Raw genomic sequence first — 18,767 nt, forward strand, 5'->3', positions numbered from 1 at the left:
TTTTATCAGTCACTATCGAGGTGTACCATTTTTACCCGAGTAGCCAATTTCTGCCGTAAGGTACTAATCCGCGATGACAAGCTGCCCCGCGATGAAGCGCCGGTCAGCGATAAAAACGTAGTCCGCGAAGAAACCGTGGCTGCAGAAACGCGCCCCGCGCCGTCGCAACGTTCCGCCGATCGCGGAACAGACGCCCCTGCCCGCCGCTCTGCGCCGCGTAAACGCGCGCCGTTTCCCGCCGCGGAAGGAACCGGTTCTATGACCGTGATCCCACGCGAACAGCACGCGATCTCACGCAAAGACATCAGCGAGAATGCGCTGAAGGTGCTTTACCGCCTGAACAAGTCCGGTTATGAAGCCTACCTGGTCGGCGGCGGCGTACGCGATCTGCTGCTGGGCAAGAAACCGAAAGATTTCGACATCACCACCAACGCCACGCCGGAACAGGTGCGCAAACTGTTCCGCAACTGCCGCCTGGTCGGCCGCCGCTTCCGCCTGGCGCACGTGATGTTCGGCCCGGAAATCATCGAGGTGGCCACCTTCCGCGGTCATCACGAGCAGAACCCGGAATCGGATAAAAACTCTTCCCAGCAGGCGCAAAACGGCATGCTGCTGCGCGACAACATCTTCGGTTCGATCGAAGAAGACGCCCAGCGCCGCGATTTCACCATCAACAGCCTGTACTACGGCGTGGCGGACTTTACGCTGCGTGACTACGTCGACGGCCTGCGCGATCTGCAACAGGGCGTGATCCGCCTGATTGGCGATCCCGAAACCCGCTACCGTGAAGACCCGGTGCGCATGCTGCGTGCGGTGCGCTTCGCCGCCAAGTTGGACATGACCATCAGCGACGAAACCGCCGAGCCGATCCCGCGCCTGGCCTCGCTGCTGCATGAGATCCCGCCGGCGCGTCTGTTCGAAGAATCCCTCAAGCTGCTGCAGGCGGGCTACGGTTACCCCACCTACCTGAAGCTGTGTGAATACCAGCTGTTCCAACCGCTGTTCCCGCTGATTGCGCGCAACTTCACGCCGAACCACGACACGCCGATGGAACGCATCCTGGCGCAGGTGCTGAAAAACACCGACCACCGCCTGCAGAACGACATGCGCGTCAATCCGGCGTTCCTGTTCGCCGCCATGCTGTGGTACCCGCTGCTGGAACACGCGCAGAAGCTGGCGCAGGAAAGCGGCCTGGCCTACTACGACGCCTTCGCGCTGGCGATGAACGATGTGCTGGACGAACAGTGCCGTTCACTGGCGATTCCGAAACGCATCACCACGCTGGTGCGCGATATCTGGCAGCTGCAGCTGCGCCTGTCTCGCCGTCAGGGCAAACGCGCGCACAAGCTGATGGAGCACCCGAAATTCCGCGCCGCTTACGATTTGCTGGCGCTGCGCGCCGAAGTGGAAGACAATCAGGAAATGCTGCGCCTGACCGAATGGTGGGGCGAGTTCCAGGAGGCCACGCCGGCGCGTCAGAAGGCCATGTTGACCACCCTGGGCGACGATCCGGCGCCGCGCCGCGCGCGTCAACGCCGTCCGCGCCGCCGGGCACCGCGTAAAGAAGGGGCATAATGATCCGCGTTTATATCGCGCTGGGCAGCAACCTGGCGCAGCCGCTGCAACAGGTTAAAGCCGCACTGGAGGCGCTGGAGCATCTCCCGCGCACCCGGCTGATCGCCTGTTCGTCGTTTTACCGCACCAGGCCGCTGGGGCCGCAAAACCAGCCGGATTTCCTCAATGCGGTGGTGGCGCTGGATACCCTGTTGCCGCCCGAACAGCTGCTCGACCACACCCAGGCGATAGAACGCAATCAGGGCCGCGTGCGCAAGGATGAACGCTGGGGGCCGCGCACCCTCGATCTCGACATCATGCTGTACGGCGATCGGGTGATCCACACCGACCGCCTGACGGTACCGCATTACGGCCTGAAAGAGCGCGAATTCATGCTCTACCCGCTGGCGGAGATCGCCCCCGATCTGGTGTTCCCCGATGGCGAATCACTCGCCAGCTGCCTGAAACGCGTGCCGGAAAACGGCATGGCGTTATGGCATAAGCCCAAGCCCTAAGCCCTACAGCAGCATCTGAGCAACAAACCCACCCTCCGGCCGGTTGGCGAAAGTCACCCGCAGCCCGTGCAACCCGGCGATGCGCTGTACGATGGACAGCCCCAACCCACTGCCGGTCTGCTCCTGGCCCGGCGGGCGGTAGAAGCGCTCCCCCAGCCGCGCCAAATGCTCCGCCGTCACCCCCGGTCCGTTATCCTCAACCGTCAGCAGGCGCTCCGTCAGCCGGAGGGTGACCGTGCCGCCCGCTGGGGTATAGCGCACGGCGTTATCCACCAGGTTGCGCACCAGCAGCGACAGCAGCAGCGCCTGGCCCTGCCGCGGTCTGGGAGCCCCCTGCTGCTCATAGCGCAGCGTCACGCCCGCCGCATGGGCCTGACGGTCCTGCTCCGCCAAGGCCATTGGCACCAGCGTACTCCAGTCGACCGGCTCCAACTCGGCCAAGTCCGACAGCGAATCCAGCCGCGACAGCGTCAGCAGCTGATCCACCAACCGGGTAGCGCGATCGATGCCGAGCGTCAGATTGTCCAACGCATGCTCGCGCATCTGCGCATCGTCGCCCGCCAGCTGCACCACTTCGGTTTGCACCCGCAGCGCCGCCAGCGGACTGCGCAGCTCATGGGCGGCATCTGAGGTAAAGCGCCGCTCGCGCACCAACAGCGCATTGATGCGGCTGAACAACGCGTTGAGCGCATCCACCAGCGGCCGCACTTCGGTCGGCACCTGCCGCGCGTCCAGCGGCGTTGCATCGTCCGGCGCGCGCCGGCGCAACCCGGCCGCCACCGTGCGCAGCGGCCGCAGCTCGCGCCCGACCATCAGCGCAATCAGCAGCATCAGCACCGGCAACATCGCCAGCCAGGGCGCCAATTGGCCGGTCACCATGCCCAACGCCATATCGCGCCGGTAATCCCACTCCTGCCCGACCACGATGCGATAGCGGCCATCCGGGCTGGTCAGCCACAGCAGGCGCCAGCTGTCGTCATCCCCTTTGCGTTCACCGTCGGTAAAGCCTTCGCGCTCTCCGTCAAAGCGGAAATCGGCGCCGTTCTCCCCGTCGTTGAGCAGCATCTTGCCGTCGCGAGCGAAGATGGCGAAAGCCAGCGCGTCGTCGTCCTGATCGCCGCGCTTGCCATGGCGCAACAGCTTTTTGGTTTTCGGCAGGCTGCGCGCGCTTTCATCGGCCAGCAGGTCCCCGAGGTTGGCGGTCGCCAGCCGCTTGGCGAACAGCATCTGCTGGGTATCGAACACTTCGTTGATGTTGTCGCGCGTCATCGTCCAGGCGACCAGGCTGGCGGCCCCCCAGGTCAGCAGCGCCAGCAGGCTGAAGAGCAGGATCAGGCGCAGACGCAGGCTGAGACGCTTCACGGCGCGTCCCCCAGCGTATAGCCCACGCCATGGACGGTGCGGATAAAACCGTTGCCCAGCTTGCGCCGCAGGTGGTGGATGTGCACCTCGACCGCGTTGCTGCTCACCTCGTCGTCCCAGTTGTACAGTTTCTCCTGGATCAGCGGCCGCGCCAGCACCCGCCCCTTGTTGTGCAGGAACAGCTCCAGCACCGCCAGCTCTTTCGGCGTAAGCATGACGGGTTCGCCGTTGCAGCTCAGGCTGCGGGTGGCGACGTCAAACACCACGCCGCCGTGCACCAGCTGCGGCTGCAGTTGGCCATGGCGACGGCGGATCAGCGCCTGCAGGCGCGCCGCGACCTCAGCCAAAGCGAACGGCTTGCAGAGATAGTCGTCGGCGCCGCTCTGCAGGCCGCTGACCCGCTGCTCGAGCGCGTCGCGGGCGGTGAGGATCAGGACCGGCACGTCGTGCCCGGCCTGCCGCCACTGGCGCAACAATGCCAGGCCGTCGAGGCCCGGCAGGCTAAGGTCGAGGATCACCGCATCATAGGGCGCGCTTTCCAGCGCATTTTTGCCGACCAGCCCGTCGGTGAACCAGTCCAGATTGAAGCCGAGCTTGGTCAGCCCAGCCTTGATGCCGTCGCCTATTAACTTGTCATCTTCTATCAGCAGAATTCGCATAAGCGTCCTTTTTTAGCCATTGCCGTCTATTACAGCATAAGGTTCTTAAGAACCTCTTAAGCATGATGATCTGCGCTACCCACCCCGATAGGGTTACAGTAGAATGACAGCACTTTTTTGCAGCCTGAGCCCCGCGTGTGCCGCAGGGTTCGATTCAGGAGACGAAGTGATGAAACCCACCACCGTGACCCATTTGCGCCAGTGGAAACAGGAGCAACGCAAGTTTGCTACCCTTACCGCCTACGATGCCAGCTTTGCCAAACTGTTTGAAGAGCAAGGCATCAAAGTCCTGTTGGTGGGCGATTCGCTGGGCATGACGCTGCAGGGCCACGACTCCACGCTGCCGGTCACCGTCGCCGACGTGGCCTACCATACCCGCGCCGTGCGCCGCGGCGCGCCGGCCTGCCTGCTGCTGGCCGACCTGCCGTTCATGAGTTACGCCACCCCGGAACAAACCTTCACCAACGCCGCCGAACTGATGCGCGCCGGCGCCAACATGGTGAAGCTGGAAGGCGGCAGCTGGCTGTGCGAGACGGTGAAAATGCTCGCCGAACGCGCCGTGCCGGTATGCGGTCATCTGGGCCTGACGCCACAGTCGGTCAACGTGTTTGGCGGCTACAAGGTGCAGGGCCGCGATGAGCTGGCCGCCAAGCAGCTGCTGGAAGACGCGCAGAACCTCGAGCTGGCCGGCATCCAACTGCTGGTGCTGGAGTGCGTGCCGACCGAACTGGCGCGCCAAATCACCGCCGCCTTGTCTATCCCGGTGATCGGCATCGGCGCCGGCAACGCGACCGACGGCCAGATCCTGGTGATGCACGACGCCTTCGGCATTACCGGCGGCCATACGCCGAAATTCGCGAAAAACTTCCTGGCGCAGAGCGGCGATATCCGCACGGCGGTGCGGCAGTACATCCAGGACGTGGAGCAAGGCGTCTATCCCGCAGAAGAACACTCTTTTAATTAAGCGATGGTTCCAGGAGTTAGCCAATGATTATTATCGAGACCCTACCGCTGCTGCGCCAACAGATCCGCCGCTGGCGCCAGGACGGTAAACGCGTCGCGCTGGTGCCAACCATGGGCAACCTGCATGACGGGCACATGACGCTGGTCGACGAGGCGCGCGCGCGTGCCGATATCGTGGTGGTGAGCATCTTCGTCAACCCGATGCAGTTCGAACGCCCGGACGACCTGGCGCGCTACCCGCGCACGCTGCAGGAAGACAGCGAGAAGCTGACCCGCCGCGGCGTGGATCTGGTGTTTGCGCCGGCGCCGGCCGACGTTTATCCGCAGGGCCTGGAACAGCAAACCTCTGTCGATGTGCCGGGCATTTCCTCCATGCTGGAGGGCGCCAGCCGCCCTGGCCATTTCCGCGGCGTCGCCACCATCGTCAGCAAATTGTTCAACCTGGTGCAGCCCGATCTGGCCTGCTTCGGCGAGAAGGATTACCAGCAGCTGGCGCTGATCCGCAAAATGGTGGCGGACATGGGCTACGACATTGACATCGTCGGCGTCCCGACCGTGCGCGCCAAAGACGGCCTGGCGCTCAGTTCGCGCAACGGCTACCTGACCGCCGAGGAGCGTAAAATCGCCCCGCAGCTCAGCGCGATCATGAACGCGCTGGCGCAGCGGTTGGCCGATGGCGAACGCCACGTCGACGAACTGCTGGAGCGCAGCGCCGAGCAGCTGCGCGCCGCCGGCTTTACCCCGGACGAACTGTTTATCCGCGACGCAGACAGCCTGCAGCCGCTGTCGACCGAAAGCCGCCGTGCGGTGGTGTTGATGGCCGCCTGGCTGGGCAAAGCGCGCCTGATCGACAATCAGCAGGTCGATCTGACGCTGTAGTTTTTTGCATATTTGGTATCCTTATTACCGGGAAAGTAATAAAAATTCTACCCAATGGATTTCGAGTTGCAGCCAGGCGGCAAGCGCTGGCCCGAAGGGCTAGCCTCATGGCCGAGGCTCGTAAATCCCCAGGAGCTTACTCAAGTAAGTGGCTGGGGTGAGCGTAAGCAGCCAACAACGCTACGGCTTGAAAGACGAAGGGGATAAACGCCACCCCAATCGCCTGCGAAGGCCGATATTCAGTTAGGTAAAGCTATGATACGTACTATGCTGCAAGGCAAGCTGCATCGGGTCAAAGTCACTCAGGCAGACTTGCACTATGAAGGGTCCTGCGCCATCGACCAGGATTTTCTGGAGGCCGCCGGCATTCTGGAATATGAAGCTATCGACATTTATAACGTTGATAACGGCCAGCGTTTTTCCACCTACGCCATCGCCGCCGAGCGCGGTTCGCGCATCATCTCGGTCAACGGTGCGGCTGCGCGCTGCGCCTGCGTGGGCGACAAACTGATCATCTGCTCTTACGTGCAGATGACCGACGCCGACGCCCGCCAACACCATCCTAAAGTCGCCTATTTCGAAGGTGACAACAACCTGCAGCGCAAGGCGAAAGCCGTGCCGGTTCAGGTAGCCTGAGAGTAAAAACGGGCGCATTCGGCGCCCGTTTCACTCGATACGCTAAATAGTTCGAGTTGCATCGCGGCGGCAAGGGAGCGAGGCCCGATGAGCTTACTGAAGTAAGTGATTCGGGTGAGCAAGCGTAGCCAACAAAGATGCAGCTTGAAATATGACGAGTATTATTGCACCACCACCGTTCCCGGCTTGTTGGCTATTCGGTCCGCCATGGTCTGGATGGAATCGGTGCGCAAAATATACAGCCGCTTCAGCGTATAGGGATTATCCCCCGGCTTCACCTTGCCCTGCACCGTAGTCACCGCCAGATGGAAACCGGCGTCTTTCCCCGCCTGGATCGCGCGCTGGTTGTAGCCGCCGAACGGATAGGACACGTACAGCACGTGCGGGTTGAACTGCGACAGCGCGCGGCGTGAACGCTCGAAATCAAACTCGATATTGTGCAGCGACCGGCTCAGCAGGATCGGCTGGCGGTTGCCGTCCGTGCGGTGCAGGAAATGGGTGTGCGACTGCACGTCGAACACGTCCTGGATCTGCTTAAGCTCCGAAACGCTCATAAACTGCAGCGAATCCGGGTTCCACTTCTGCGGATGGCGCTTGATGCGCGAAGAAATGATAAACGCCGTGGCGCGGAAGCCGTACTCTTTCAGCACCGGATAAGCATAGCGATATACCGACTTCAGCCCGTCGTCGAAGGTCAGCACCACCGCCTTGCCCGGCAGGTTGATTTGGTTCTTCAGGTAGGCTTCCAGCTGATACAGCGAGATGGTGTCGTAGCCCGCCTGCTTCAGGTAGGTCATCTGGTTGCTGAACGCCACGTCCGAAGTGGTGGTCGAGGTATGGCGAAAACGCTTGTTCTCTTCGTTCTTCAACAGATGGTGATAGGTCAGGACCGGGATGCCGTTGTCTATCTCGCAGTCCAGATCGCTGACGTAGCCCAGCCGATCGCCGATGTTGATCTCATACCAGGTGTTGTTCAACCGATCCTTCAGCTTGCCGATAATCGGATAGCGCAGATTTTCCTCGAGCGTGCCGAACACCTCGCTCTCGTTATCCGCGGCGGTATAGACGTTGATCGCTTTTTGGGTGATCAGATTCTGGTTGGTCAGCGGTTTGTTCAGTTCGCCGAGGGCGTCTTCCACCTTGCGCGATTTCTTCAGCCCGCGCACGTCGTCTTTATCGATAAAGCCGGTGCCGTGGCCAAACTTGAATTCGTAATATTCCGCATCCGCCGGGAACACCTGGATCAGTTGCCCGCGCTTCACTTCCCCTACCGGGATCACATGCTCGCCAATCAGCGAATAAACTTCGCTGTCGCGCTGCGCTTCCATGTATTCAGATTGAACCGCGCTGTCTTCCGACAGCAGATTCGCCAGGCTCGCCGGAGACGTCAGCGCTATCAGAACGCCGAGTAGCCCAGCCGCTATCTTGTGTTGAGGCCGCATGATTATGTTCTGCTTACGAGTGCGTAATAACAAAAATGGAGAAAATGTGGAGCGCCAGCATAGCACGATTTGAACAGCGGGGAGAAAGGGGTTATTTGAGCAATTTTATTGGGTTAAAAGCGCCTCCGCAGCCGATGCGGAGGCGCGCTACGATCAGCTGCGCAGGCCGCGGCCGCGCTCGATCAGGTACCAGGACAGCAGATAGAACACCGCGATAAACGCCACCAGCACCGCCATGGTGAACGCCAGCGGCACGTCGCTGATGCCGAGGAAGCCATAGCGGAAGCCGCTGATCATATAAACGATCGGGTTCAGCTTGGACACCGCCTGCCAGAACGGCGGCAGCAGCGTCAGCGAGTAGAACACCCCGCCCAGATAGGTCAGCGGCGTCAGCACGAAGGTCGGGATCAGGCTGATGTCGTCGAAGGTGGTGGCGAACACCGCGTTGATCAGCCCCGCCAGCGAGAACAGGATCGCCGTCAGCAGCAGCGTCAGCGCAATCACCCACCAGGCATGCACCTGCAGCGGTACGAAGAACAGCGAGATAACGGTCACCAGCACCCCGACGCAGATGCCGCGCGCCACGCCGCCGCCGACATAGCCGGCAATCACCACGTGGGTCGGTACCGGCGCCACCAGCAACTCTTCGATATTGCGCTGGAATTTGGCGCTGAAGAACGACGAAGCGACGTTGGCGTACGAGTTGGTGATCACCGCCATCATAATCAGGCCGGGAACGATAAACTGCATATAGCTGAAACCGTGCATATCACCGATGCGCGAACCGATCAGGTTGCCGAAGATGATGAAATACAGCGTCATGGTGATAACCGGCGGCACCAGGGTCTGGATCCAGATACGTGCGAAGCGGTTGACCTCTTTAGCCCAGATGCTCTGCAAGGCGACCCAATACAAACGCGTCATGCTTTTTCTCCATTGCCGTTAACCAGGGTGACGAACAGCTCTTCCAGCCGGTTGGCCTTGTTGCGCATGCTCAGCACCTGCACGCCCTGCGCGCTCAGCTGGGCGAACAGGCCGTTCAGCCCCTGTTCGCGCATCACTTCCACCTCCAGGGTGGAAGTGTCGGTCAGGCGGCTGTGGTAGCCGTCCAGCTTCGGCAACGGGCTTTTTGCCGCCAGATCGAGGATAAAGGTTTCCGATTTCAGCTTGGACAGCAGCCCTTTCATCGAGGTGTTTTCCACCAGCTCGCCGTTCTGGATGATGCCGATATTGCGGCACAGCATTTCCGCCTCTTCCAGATAGTGCGTGGTGAGAATGATGGTGGTGCCCTGCGCGTTCAGCTCCTTCAGGAAGCCCCACATCGAACGGCGCAGTTCGATATCCACCCCGGCGGTCGGTTCGTCGAGGATCAGCAGCTTCGGCTGATGCATCAGCGCGCGAGCGATCATCAGGCGGCGCTTCATGCCGCCGGACAGCATGCGCGCGCGCTCGTTGCGTTTGCCCCACAGATCCAGCTGGGTGAGGTATTTTTCCGCGCGCGCCAGCGCTTCGCGCCGCGTGACGCCGTAGTAGCCCGCCTGGTTGACCACAATCTGCAACACGGTTTCAAACGGGTTGAAGTTGAACTCCTGCGGCACCAGCCCGAGCTGGCGCTTGGCGTTAACGATGTCTTTGTCGATGTCGTAGCCGAACACCCGTACCGTACCGCCGGTTTTATTGACCAGCGAACTGATAATGCCGATGGTGGTGGACTTCCCGGCGCCGTTTGGCCCCAACAGGGCATAAAAATCCCCCGCTTCGACGCTCAGGTCGATTCCGCGCAATGCCTTTACGCCCCCGGCGTAAGTCTTGGTTAATTGCGCTAATTCCAGTGCATAATTCATATGTAGAAGAGTACCTTATGACGATGAGTATGCCGCCGTGCCTCTGCGTGCCCTGACGTGAAACAATAAAGATAATCCTAGCATCGGCGGCGTTTTCACTGAGTCGAATCCGTGCGGAAAACGAGGCAACACCACTGTTCCGATTTCCAAATTGTGATGCTTGCCCTATATTACCCCAACGCAATCTGTTCGTTACAGGCCAATAACCTCCATGAAAGAAATCGAAAAACTTATCGCCAATAACCAGGCATGGTCGGCCAATATCAGCCAGGAAGACCCGGACTTTTTTGAACGCTTATCACAGGCGCAAAAGCCTCGCTTCTTATGGATAGGGTGTTCCGACAGCCGCGTCCCTGCAGAACGTTTGACCGGCCTGGAGCCAGGCGAACTCTTTGTTCACCGCAACGTGGCGAACCTGGTGATCCATACCGATCTTAACTGCCTGTCCGTGGTGCAGTATGCGGTGGATGTGCTGGAAGTTGAACATATCATCATCTGCGGCCACCTGGGCTGCGGCGGCGTAGAGGCCGCGGTGGAAAACCCGGAGCTGGGCCTGATCAACAACTGGCTGCTGCACATTCGCGATCTGTGGTACAAGCACAGCTCGCTGCTGGGCGAGCTGGAACCGGAACAGCGCCTCGACGTGCTGTGCGAGATCAACGTCATCGAGCAGGTGTACAACCTGGGCCATTCCACCATCATGCAGTCCGCCTGGAAGCGCGGGCAGAAAGTGATGATCCACGGTTGGGTATACGGCATTCAAGACGGCCGCCTGCGCGACCTGGATGTGACCGCCACCAGCCGCGAGAGCCTGGAGATGGGCTACCGCAAAGCGATAGCCACGCTGCAGCAGGATAAAGGCTTATAATCCCGTGACGGGCGCGGCCTGCCGCGCCCTCAGCAGATTACTCGTCCAGCAGCACCACTTTGCCGACGTACGGCAGGTGACGATAGCGCTGGGCGTAGTCGATACCATACCCCACCACGAATTCGTCCGGGATCGAGAAGCCGACATACTCAACCGGCACTTCCACTTCGCGGCGCTCGGGCTTGTCCAGCAGGGTGCAGATCGCCAGTGATTTCGGCCCGCGCAGCGCCAGGATCTCGCGCACTTTATTCAGCGTGTTGCCGGAATCAATGATGTCTTCGACGATCAGCACGTCTTTACCGCGGATGTCTTCGTCCAGATCTTTCAGGATCTTCACATCACGGGTGGTGGACATGCCGCTGCCGTAGCTGGAGGCGGTCATAAAGTCGACCTCGTGCGGCACGTCGATGGCGCGGCACAGATCGGCCATGAACATGAAGGAGCCGCGCAGCAGCCCGACCAGCACCATATCACTGCCGCTGTCGCGGTAATGTTCGGTGATCTGGCGGCCAAGTTCGGCGATACGGGTCTTAACTTCCTGCTCGGAAATCATTACGTCTACAGTGTGTTTCATAGTTTTCAGGTCAGTTGCCGGAAGAAGGGCGCAGAGTTTAGCATAGCCAGCCGCCGGTGGCGACGCGAGTGCGCCGCCACTTTTCACTTTGCAGCGCGATCAATCGTTGACGGTAAAGCCCAGCATCATGCCGGTATCCTCATGCTCCAGCAGGTGGCAGTGCGCCATATAGGCGTGCTCGGCGCTGGCAAGATGATCGAAACGCACCAGCACTTCGCTCCGCCATCCCTCGACGCGCACCGTGTCCTTCCAGCCGCTGCGGTGAGCGGCCGGCGGCTTGCCGTTTTCCGACAGAATGCGGAACTGGGTGCCGTGAATATGGAACGGATGCAGCATCATGTCGCCTTCACCGGAAATGGTCCATTTCTCGTACTGGCCGCGTTTGGCGGCGAACACCGGCTTGGCCATATCGAACGCCTTGCCGTTAATCATATTGCCGTGGCTGAAGTCGAACGGCTTCGCACCGTGATCCATGCCTTTCATGCTGCCGTGGTCCATGCCCTTCATACTGCCGTGATCCATGCCTTTCATGCTGCCATGGTCCATGCCTTTCATCGCGTCGCCGCTGCCCGTTGCGCCGTGATCCATGCTCATGCCGGCCATCGCCTGGTGGCCATAGCGGTCCATCAACGCCTGCATGCCCAGTTTGTCCAACTGCGGATCCATCATCAATTGCAGCCAGCGTTCCTGAATACCGGCGACTGGCGGTAGCGCAGGCAGCTTCACCAGGCTGTCCGGCATGGTCTTAACGCCCTGCGCCAGCGAAGGCTGTATGCGCAGCACCGGCAGCGGCTGGTCGAAAGGCGCCAACGTCATGCCCATTTGCTTCACCGGCAAGGTGACGATATCGAACGGTTTACCGTCAGAGGCGTCTACCAGCACTTCGAAACGCTCGCCCATCAGCATCGGCAACGCTGTCAGCTTCACCGGCTCGGCCAGGAAACCGCCGTCGCTGGCGATAACGTATAATGGCCGATTATCGCTGGCGGCCAGTGTCAGTGAACGGGCGTTGCAGCCGTTGAGGAAGCGCAAACGCAGCCAGCCGCGCGGCGCCGGATGCTGCGGATACTGCGCGCCGTTGGTGAACATTCGGTCGCCAAACCAACCTACCGCCGCGCTCATCACGTCTAGCTGGTACTCGATTTGCGCGTCTTTACCCAACCGCTTGTCCTGCAGGATCACCGGAATATCGTCCTGCCCCCAGGTTTTCGGCAGCGGCAGCTTGCCGCTCTCTTCATCCTCCAGCAGCACCAAACCCGCCAGACCCATCATGACCTGGTGGCCGGTTTTGCCGTGGGTATGCGGATGGAACCAGCAGGTGGCCGCCGGCTGGTTAATGGTGAAGTTAACGCTGCGCGAGGCGCCGGGCTGGATCAACGCCTGCGGGCCGCCGTCGACGTCGCCGGGGATTTCCAGCCCGTGCCAGTGAACGGTGCTGGCCTCCGGCAGGCTGTTTTTAATATCCACCCTGACCGCCTGGCCGCGCTGCAAACGCACCGCCGGCCCAAGCAGCGCGCCGTTGACGCCCCAGGTGTTGGTCGAGGCGGACGGCAGCCAGCGGGTTTCACCGGCCTGCAGCGCCAGCGCTATCTTTCCCTGCGCATCCGGCGCCAGCAGCGGCGGGATCGGTAAAGCCGGCCGATCGGCCGCCCAGGCGGCGCGGCTCCATAGCGGCAAGGCGCTCGCCGCACCCAGCGCGGCGGTTAATTTAATAAAATCACGGCGTAACATCGCTGACTCCCTTTTCTCAGTGACATAACTCAACGCCGCCAGCCTAAACCCTCCCCTTAGCGGAAGGTCAAGCGTTAACTGCCCGTTCTGCCAGCCAGGCGCAATAAAATTTGGTGCCTTTACAGACAAGTGTGATAACGTCTGCTGACGATAAACAGGTCTATTTTCATGATGAAAAAAACAACATTATTGATGCTGCTGCTGGGTACTCTGGGTTTTTCTAACGCCAGTCTGGCGCTGAATGAATCCGAAGCGGAAGATCTGGCCGATCTGACGGCGGTATTTATTTATCTGAAAAATGATTGCGGCTACAACGATTTACCCAACGCGCAAATCAAACGCGCCATCGTTTATTTTGCCCAGCAAAACCGCATGGATCTGACCAACTATAATAGCTACAACATGAAGGCGCTGGGCGAAGACAGCTATCGCGATCTCAGCGGTATCGCCATTCCAACCCCGACCAAATGCAAAGCGCTGGCGCGCGATTCACTGAGCCTGCTGGCCTACGCCAATTAATCGGGCCGTTACCTTCCCCCCGCCTGCCGCTACCTCTGTTTGAAATTCAGCCGTGCATCACCAGGCAGAGTTAGCTATGATGTTGCGCCAATTTTTCATGGCTGTTATTACGGAGTTTCCCGCACATGACCCAGAAAGAAATTTGGTATGAAACGCTGCATGCCAACTTCGGCCAGTACTTCTCGGTGGAGAAGGTGCTGTTTCGTGAGAAGACCGAGCATCAGGATTTGGTGATTTTTGAAAACCCGGTGCTGGGGCGCGTGATGGCGCTCGACGGCGTGGTGCAAACCACCGAACGCGACGAATTCATCTACCACGAGATGATGACCCATGTGCCGTTGCTGGCGCACGGCCAGGCGAAAAATGTGCTGATCATCGGCGGCGGCGACGGCGGCATGCTGCGCGAAGTGAGCCGCCATCAAAACGTCGAACAGATCACCATGGTTGAGATTGACGCCGGGGTGGTGGAATTCTGCCGCCAGTACCTGCCCAACCACAACGCCGGTTCTTATGACGATCCGCGCTTCAGGCTGGTGATCGACGACGGCGTCAACTTCGTTAATCAGACCACCGAAAAGTTCGATGTGATCATCTCCGACTGCACCGACCCAATCGGCCCAGGCGAAAGCCTGTTCACCTCGGCATTCTATGAAGGCTGCGCACGTTGCCTGAACGAAGGCGGCATCTTTGTGGCGCAGAACGGCGTCTGCTTCCTGCAGCAGGACGAAGCGGTCAACAGCCACATCAAACTGAGCCAATACTTTAGCGACGTCAGCTTCTATCAGGCGGCCATCCCGACCTACTACGGCGGCATCATGACCTTCGCCTGGGCGAGCCAGAACCCGGCCCTGCGCCGGCTCGATTTGGCCCAGCTGCAACAGCGTTTTAATCAAAGCGGTTTAAACTGCCGTTATTACAACCCGGCAATTCATGCGGGCAGCTTTGCTCTGCCGCAGTATTTGCTCAATGCCCTATATCCCAAATAATTAACAAAACCCGCGGTTTTGTTGAACAGCGCCTGCTCTGCCCCCCACGCGGAGGCAGCTTCAGGCAGGACGGAAATGAACGTTTCACGTTAAGCGAGAAGATAAAGGAGGTGAACCAAATTGCATAAGCTAAAACTGCACGGCTTCAACAACCTGACCAAAAGCCTGAGTTTTTGTATTTACGATATTTGTTACGCCAAAAACGCGGACGACCGCGACGGCTATATCGCCTACATTGACGAACAATACAACGCCAATCGCCTGACCGAGATCCTGAGCGAAACCTGCTCGATCATTGGCGCCAACATTTTGAACATCGCACGTCAGGACTATGAGCCGCAGGGCGCCAGCGTCACTATCCTGGTCAGCGAAGAACCGGTCGATCCGAAAGACGTCGATACCTCGGAGCACCCCGGCCCGCTGCCCAACACCGTGGTCGCGCACCTGGACAAGAGCCACATCTGCGTTCACACCTATCCAGAGAGCCACCCGGAAGGCGGATTATGCACCTTCCGCGCCGATATCGAAGTTTCGACCTGCGGCGTGATTTCCCCGCTCAAAGCGCTGAATTATCTGATCCACCAGCTGGAATCCGACATCGTTACCATGGATTACCGCGTGCGCGGCTTTACCCGTGACGTGAACGGCGTGAAGCATTACATCGATCATGAGATCAATTCGATCCAGAACTTTATGTCTGACGACATCAAATCGCTGTACCACATGATGGACGTGAATGTTTATCAGGAAAACATCTTCCATACCAAGATGTTATTGAAGGACTTCGATCTGCAGCATTACCTGTTCAACGCCAAACCGGAAGCGCTGAGCGCCACCGAGCGTCAGGAGATTACCGATCTGCTGTGGAAAGAGATGCAGGAAATCTATTACGGCCGTAATATTCCGCATCTTTGATGAGTGACGGGCGCGGTACGCCGCGCCCTTACGCTCAGTACTTCAGCATGAAAGAACGATAGGCCTTCAGCACCAGCAGGAAATCCTCGACGCCGCAGAACGAGAGGCTTTCTTCGTCATAGTAATTCATCCCCTCCTCCATCTCGTCGCCCTCGAACTCCAGCTGATTGGCGCGGATCATTACCTCTTCTCCATCCATCAACAGGGTATATTCATGGCCCTCCAGCTGCCACTGGCGCTCGCTGCCCTTCACCTCCGCCGCGCCCGCCTCGATGCGATCCAGCAGGTTGAAGTCGCCCTTGAGTTCCTCGTTGATCCAGTGGCCGATCGCTTCATGCCCCATCGAAAATCTGACGATCACCTGACCGGTAACGTCACGCAGAAATTCGTAATCCATAGCGTGCCCTCCTGAGCCCTTTTTCTTAGTGTAAACATTAATGGGTGACTAACTCAGTGAGCGCTCGCAAAGTTGGCAACTGAGCAAAATAAAACGGGAGGCCGAGGCCTCCCGTTAAACAGTTGCGCAATATTACCCATCATTCTTCGAATTGCAACGGCGTTGGCCGCCTTTGCCGCAGTCCGAATGATTTTGGCCGATGCGGCTTAAACGGCGGTTTGGAAGATCACGCCGTCGGCTTTTTCAGTGTACTGGCCCAACTGGTCGAAGTTCAGGTAGCGGTAGGTATCCGCCGCCGTCTTGTCGACCTGCGCCATATAGGTCTGATACTCGTCCGGCGTCGGCAGACGGCCCAGCAGCGAAGCCACTGCCGCCAGTTCAGCGGAAGCCAGATAGACGTTGGCGCCGGTGCCCAGACGGTTCGGGAAGTTACGGGTGGAGGTGGAAACCACCGTCGCGCCGTCCGCTACCCGCGCCTGGTTCCCCATGCACAGTGAACAGCCAGGGATCTCGATGCGCGCACCGCTCTTGCCGAATACGCTGTAATAGCCTTCTTCGGTCAGCTGAGCCGCATCCATCTTGGTTGGCGGCGCCACCCACAGACGGGTCGGCAGCTGGCCCTTGTGCTGATCCAGCAGCTTGCCGGCGGCGCGGAAGTGGCCAATGTTGGTCATGCAAGAACCGATGAACACCTCATCAATTTTGCTGTTGGCCACGTCGGACAGCAAACGCGCATCGTCCGGATCGTTTGGCGCGCACAGGATAGGCTGAGTGATTTCCGCCAGATCGATGTCGATCACCGCAGCGTATTCCGCATCCGCGTCGCCTTCCAGCAGCTGCGGATCCGCCAGCCATTTTTCCATGCCCTGAATACGGCGCTCCAGCGTGCGGCGATCGCCGTAGCCTTCGGAGATCATCCACTTCAACAGCACGATGTTGGAGTTCAGGTATTCTTCGATCGGCGCCTTGTCCAGCTTGATGGTGCAACCGGCGGCGGAGCGCTCGGCGGAGGCGTCGGTCAGCTCAAACGCCTGCTCGACCTTCAGCTCAGGCAGACCTTCGATCTCCAGAATGCGGCCGGAGAAGATGTTTTTCTTGCCCTTCTTCTCGACGGTCAACAGGCCCTGCTTGATCGCGTAGTAAGGGATGGCGTGCACCAGATCGCGCAGGGTGATGCCCGGCTGCATTTTGCCTTTGAAGCGCACCAGCACCGACTCAGGCATATCCAACGGCATGACGCCGGTCGCCGCGGCGAACGCCACCAGGCCGGAACCTGCCGGGAAGGAGATGCCGATCGGGAAGCGGGTGTGGGAGTCGCCGCCGGTGCCGACGGTATCCGGCAGCAGCATGCGGTTCAGCCACGAGTGGATAACGCCGTCGCCCGGGCGCAGCGAAACGCCGCCGCGGTTCATGATAAAGTCAGGCAGCGTGTGGTGGGTCGTCACGTCGACCGGTTTCGGGTAGGCGGCAGTATGGCAGAACGACTGCATTACCAGATCGGCGGAGAAGCCCAGACAGGCCAGATCTTTCAGCTCGTCGCGAGTCATCGGGCCGGTGGTGTCCTGGGAGCCCACGGAGGTCATCTTCGGTTCGCAGTATTCGCCCGGGCGAACGCCGGCAACGCCGCAGGCGCGGCCAACCATTTTTTGCGCCAGCGAGAAGCCTTTGCTGCTGGCGGCGACCGGCTTGGCGATGCGGAACACTTCGCTGTGCGGCAGGCCCAGCGCTTCACGCGCCTTGGTGGTCAGGCCACGGCCGATAATCAGCGGAATACGGCCGCCGGCGCGCACTTCGTCCAGCAGCACGTCGGTTTTCAGTTCGAAGTTAGCGATCAGCGCGCCGGTTTCGTGGTTGCGCACTTCGCCTTTGTACGGGTAAACGTCGATCACGTCGCCCATATTCAGCTCGGAAACGTCCACTTCGATCGGCAGCGCACCGGCATCTTCCATGGTGTTGAAGAAGATAGGCGCAATTTTGCCGCCCAGCACCACACCGCCGCCGCGTTTGTTAGGCACGTGCGGGATGTCGTCGCCCATAAACCACAGCACGGAGTTGGTGGCGGATTTACGGGAAGAACCGGTGCCGACCACGTCGCCGACGTAGGCCAGCGGGAAGCCTTTCTTGTTCAGCAGTTCAATCTGCTTGATCGGGCCAACGCTGCCCGGTTGATCCGGCACGATGCCTTCGCGTTCGTTCTTCAGCATCGCCAGGGCGTGCAGCGGAATATCCGGGCGCGACCAGGCGTCCGGCGCCGGCGACAGGTCATCGGTGTTGGTTTCGCCGGTGACTTTAAATACCGTGACGGTGATTTTTTCCGCCAGCTGCGGGCGCGACAGATACCATTCGGCGTCTGCCCAGGACTGCATAATCTGTTTGGCGTGCGGGTTGCCCGCCTTGGCTTTCTCTTCCACGTCGTAGAAGTTATCGAACATCAGCAGGGTATGAGACAGCGCTTTGGCGGCGATCGGCGCCAGCTTTTCGTTATCCAGCGCGTCGATCAGCGGATGAATGTTGTAACCGCCCTGCATGGTGCCTAACAGTTCGATGGCTTTCTCGGGGGTAACCAGGGGGGATGTCGCTTCACCTTTGGCGATGGCCGCCAGGAAACCTGCTTTGACATAGGCGGCTTCGTCGACGCCTGGTGGAACACGGTTAATCAGCAGGTCTAACAGGAATTCTTCTTCGCCTTTTGGCGGATTCTTCAATAATTCGACCAGCGCTGCCATTTGGGTGGCGTCTAGCGGCTTAGGGGCAATGCCCTCAGCAGCGCGCTCGGCTACGTGCTTACGGTATTCTTCTAGCACGACGTTCTCCTCGCTCTCATTGTCATTTATTGTGCCTGGCGTTTTATATGCAAACCGGGTTTAGCGCACGGTGATATTGATGCCATCTATCCTGACGGGGCACTGCTGTCGATGTCCTG

General features: G+C 59.7%; 18 protein-coding genes. 9 read left to right on the forward strand and 9 right to left on the reverse strand.

The features are described from left to right. The first annotated feature begins 27 nt into the window (after window positions 1-27). Both pcnB and folK read left to right on the forward strand, forming a co-directional pair. A complete protein-coding gene (pcnB, locus tag KHA73_RS20030; RefSeq protein WP_380740407.1) occupies window positions 28-1,575 on the forward strand; it encodes a polynucleotide adenylyltransferase PcnB in 1,548 nt (515 codons plus the stop codon). After that, window positions 1,575-2,069, forward strand: coding sequence for a 2-amino-4-hydroxy-6-hydroxymethyldihydropteridine diphosphokinase (gene folK / locus KHA73_RS20035; protein ID WP_234586235.1), 495 nt, complete (start codon window positions 1,575-1,577; stop codon window positions 2,067-2,069). The genes pcnB and folK overlap by 1 nt, the downstream gene beginning before the upstream one ends. A 3-nt stretch (window positions 2,070-2,072) precedes the next feature. On the opposite strand, the gene qseC is transcribed toward folK, so the two are convergent. Together qseC and qseB are read right to left on the reverse strand one after the other, a co-directional pair. Further along, the gene (qseC, locus tag KHA73_RS20040; protein ID WP_234586236.1) at window positions 2,073-3,431 is read right to left on the reverse strand and encodes a quorum sensing histidine kinase QseC; all 1,359 of its coding nucleotides are present in this window, start codon (window positions 3,429-3,431) and stop codon (window positions 2,073-2,075) included. Then, complete coding sequence (qseB, locus tag KHA73_RS20045; RefSeq protein ID WP_234586237.1) at window positions 3,428-4,090, reverse strand: quorum sensing response regulator transcription factor QseB; 663 nt, start codon at window positions 4,088-4,090, stop codon at window positions 3,428-3,430. The genes qseC and qseB overlap by 4 nt, the downstream gene beginning before the upstream one ends. Window positions 4,091-4,259: 169 nt before the next feature. On the opposite strand from qseB, the gene panB reads away from it, so the two are divergent. From panB to panD, 3 genes are all read left to right on the forward strand, one after another. Next, window positions 4,260-5,054, forward strand: coding sequence for a 3-methyl-2-oxobutanoate hydroxymethyltransferase (gene panB, locus KHA73_RS20050; RefSeq protein WP_234586238.1), 795 nt, complete (start codon window positions 4,260-4,262; stop codon window positions 5,052-5,054). A gap of 23 nt (window positions 5,055-5,077) precedes the next feature. Next, window positions 5,078-5,932: a pantoate--beta-alanine ligase gene (gene panC / locus KHA73_RS20055; RefSeq protein ID WP_234586239.1), complete on the forward strand. Its 855-nt coding sequence runs from the start codon at window positions 5,078-5,080 to the stop codon at window positions 5,930-5,932. A gap of 255 nt (window positions 5,933-6,187) precedes the next feature. Then, window positions 6,188-6,568, forward strand: coding sequence for an aspartate 1-decarboxylase (gene panD, locus KHA73_RS20060; RefSeq protein WP_004937544.1), 381 nt, complete (start codon window positions 6,188-6,190; stop codon window positions 6,566-6,568). A 161-nt stretch (window positions 6,569-6,729) separates the two neighbouring features. Here panD and KHA73_RS20065 read toward each other — a convergent pair whose 3' ends face one another. The 3 genes from KHA73_RS20065 to KHA73_RS20075 form a co-directional block, all read right to left on the reverse strand. Then, window positions 6,730-8,010, reverse strand: a complete 1,281-nt coding sequence (locus KHA73_RS20065) for a polysaccharide deacetylase family protein (RefSeq protein ID WP_234586240.1) — start codon at window positions 8,008-8,010, stop codon at window positions 6,730-6,732. A gap of 153 nt (window positions 8,011-8,163) precedes the next feature. Further along, on the reverse strand, window positions 8,164-8,934 hold the full coding sequence (locus KHA73_RS20070) for an ABC transporter permease (RefSeq protein ID WP_061798622.1): 771 nt from the start codon (window positions 8,932-8,934) through the stop codon (window positions 8,164-8,166). After that, the gene (locus KHA73_RS20075) at window positions 8,931-9,854 is read right to left on the reverse strand and encodes an ABC transporter ATP-binding protein (RefSeq protein WP_234586241.1); all 924 of its coding nucleotides are present in this window, start codon (window positions 9,852-9,854) and stop codon (window positions 8,931-8,933) included. The genes KHA73_RS20070 and KHA73_RS20075 overlap by 4 nt, the downstream gene beginning before the upstream one ends. Window positions 9,855-10,065: 211 nt before the next feature. Here KHA73_RS20075 and can point away from each other — a divergent pair, with 211 nt between their 5' ends. Next, complete coding sequence (gene can, locus KHA73_RS20080; RefSeq protein ID WP_234586243.1) at window positions 10,066-10,722, forward strand: carbonate dehydratase; 657 nt, start codon at window positions 10,066-10,068, stop codon at window positions 10,720-10,722. Between the two features lie 37 nt (window positions 10,723-10,759). On the opposite strand, the gene hpt is transcribed toward can, so the two are convergent. Together hpt and cueO are read right to left on the reverse strand one after the other, a co-directional pair. Further along, entirely contained in the window at window positions 10,760-11,296 is a 537-nt protein-coding gene (gene hpt, locus KHA73_RS20085; protein ID WP_234586244.1) for a hypoxanthine phosphoribosyltransferase, read from the reverse strand. Window positions 11,297-11,395: 99 nt separating this feature from the next. After that, window positions 11,396-13,027: a multicopper oxidase CueO gene (cueO, locus tag KHA73_RS20090; RefSeq protein ID WP_234586250.1), complete on the reverse strand. Its 1,632-nt coding sequence runs from the start codon at window positions 13,025-13,027 to the stop codon at window positions 11,396-11,398. A 171-nt stretch (window positions 13,028-13,198) separates the two neighbouring features. Between cueO and KHA73_RS20095 the strand changes: the two genes are divergently transcribed. The 3 genes from KHA73_RS20095 (at window position 13,199) to speD (ending at window position 15,447) form a co-directional block, all read left to right on the forward strand. Next, window positions 13,199-13,546 carry a YacC family pilotin-like protein gene (locus KHA73_RS20095; RefSeq protein ID WP_234591337.1) on the forward strand — a complete coding sequence of 116 codons (348 nt, stop codon included), beginning with the start codon at window positions 13,199-13,201 and terminating at the stop codon, window positions 13,544-13,546. Between the two features lie 125 nt (window positions 13,547-13,671). Beyond that, the gene (gene speE / locus KHA73_RS20100) at window positions 13,672-14,532 is read left to right on the forward strand and encodes a polyamine aminopropyltransferase (protein WP_234586251.1); all 861 of its coding nucleotides are present in this window, start codon (window positions 13,672-13,674) and stop codon (window positions 14,530-14,532) included. Between the two features lie 120 nt (window positions 14,533-14,652). Further along, window positions 14,653-15,447 carry an adenosylmethionine decarboxylase gene (gene speD, locus KHA73_RS20105; protein WP_234586252.1) on the forward strand — a complete coding sequence of 265 codons (795 nt, stop codon included), beginning with the start codon at window positions 14,653-14,655 and terminating at the stop codon, window positions 15,445-15,447. 34 nt (window positions 15,448-15,481) lie between these two features. On the opposite strand, the gene yacL is transcribed toward speD, so the two are convergent. After that, window positions 15,482-15,844, reverse strand: a complete 363-nt coding sequence (yacL, locus tag KHA73_RS20110; protein WP_234586253.1) for a protein YacL — start codon at window positions 15,842-15,844, stop codon at window positions 15,482-15,484. 206 nt (window positions 15,845-16,050) lie between these two features. Next, window positions 16,051-18,648 carry a bifunctional aconitate hydratase 2/2-methylisocitrate dehydratase gene (gene acnB / locus KHA73_RS20115; protein ID WP_234586254.1) on the reverse strand — a complete coding sequence of 866 codons (2,598 nt, stop codon included), beginning with the start codon at window positions 18,646-18,648 and terminating at the stop codon, window positions 16,051-16,053. Window positions 18,649-18,767: the final 119 nt, after the last annotated feature.

It is taken from the genome of Serratia entomophila (genome assembly GCF_021462285.1).
GTDB classification, from domain to species: Bacteria; Pseudomonadota; Gammaproteobacteria; order Enterobacterales; family Enterobacteriaceae; genus Serratia; species Serratia entomophila.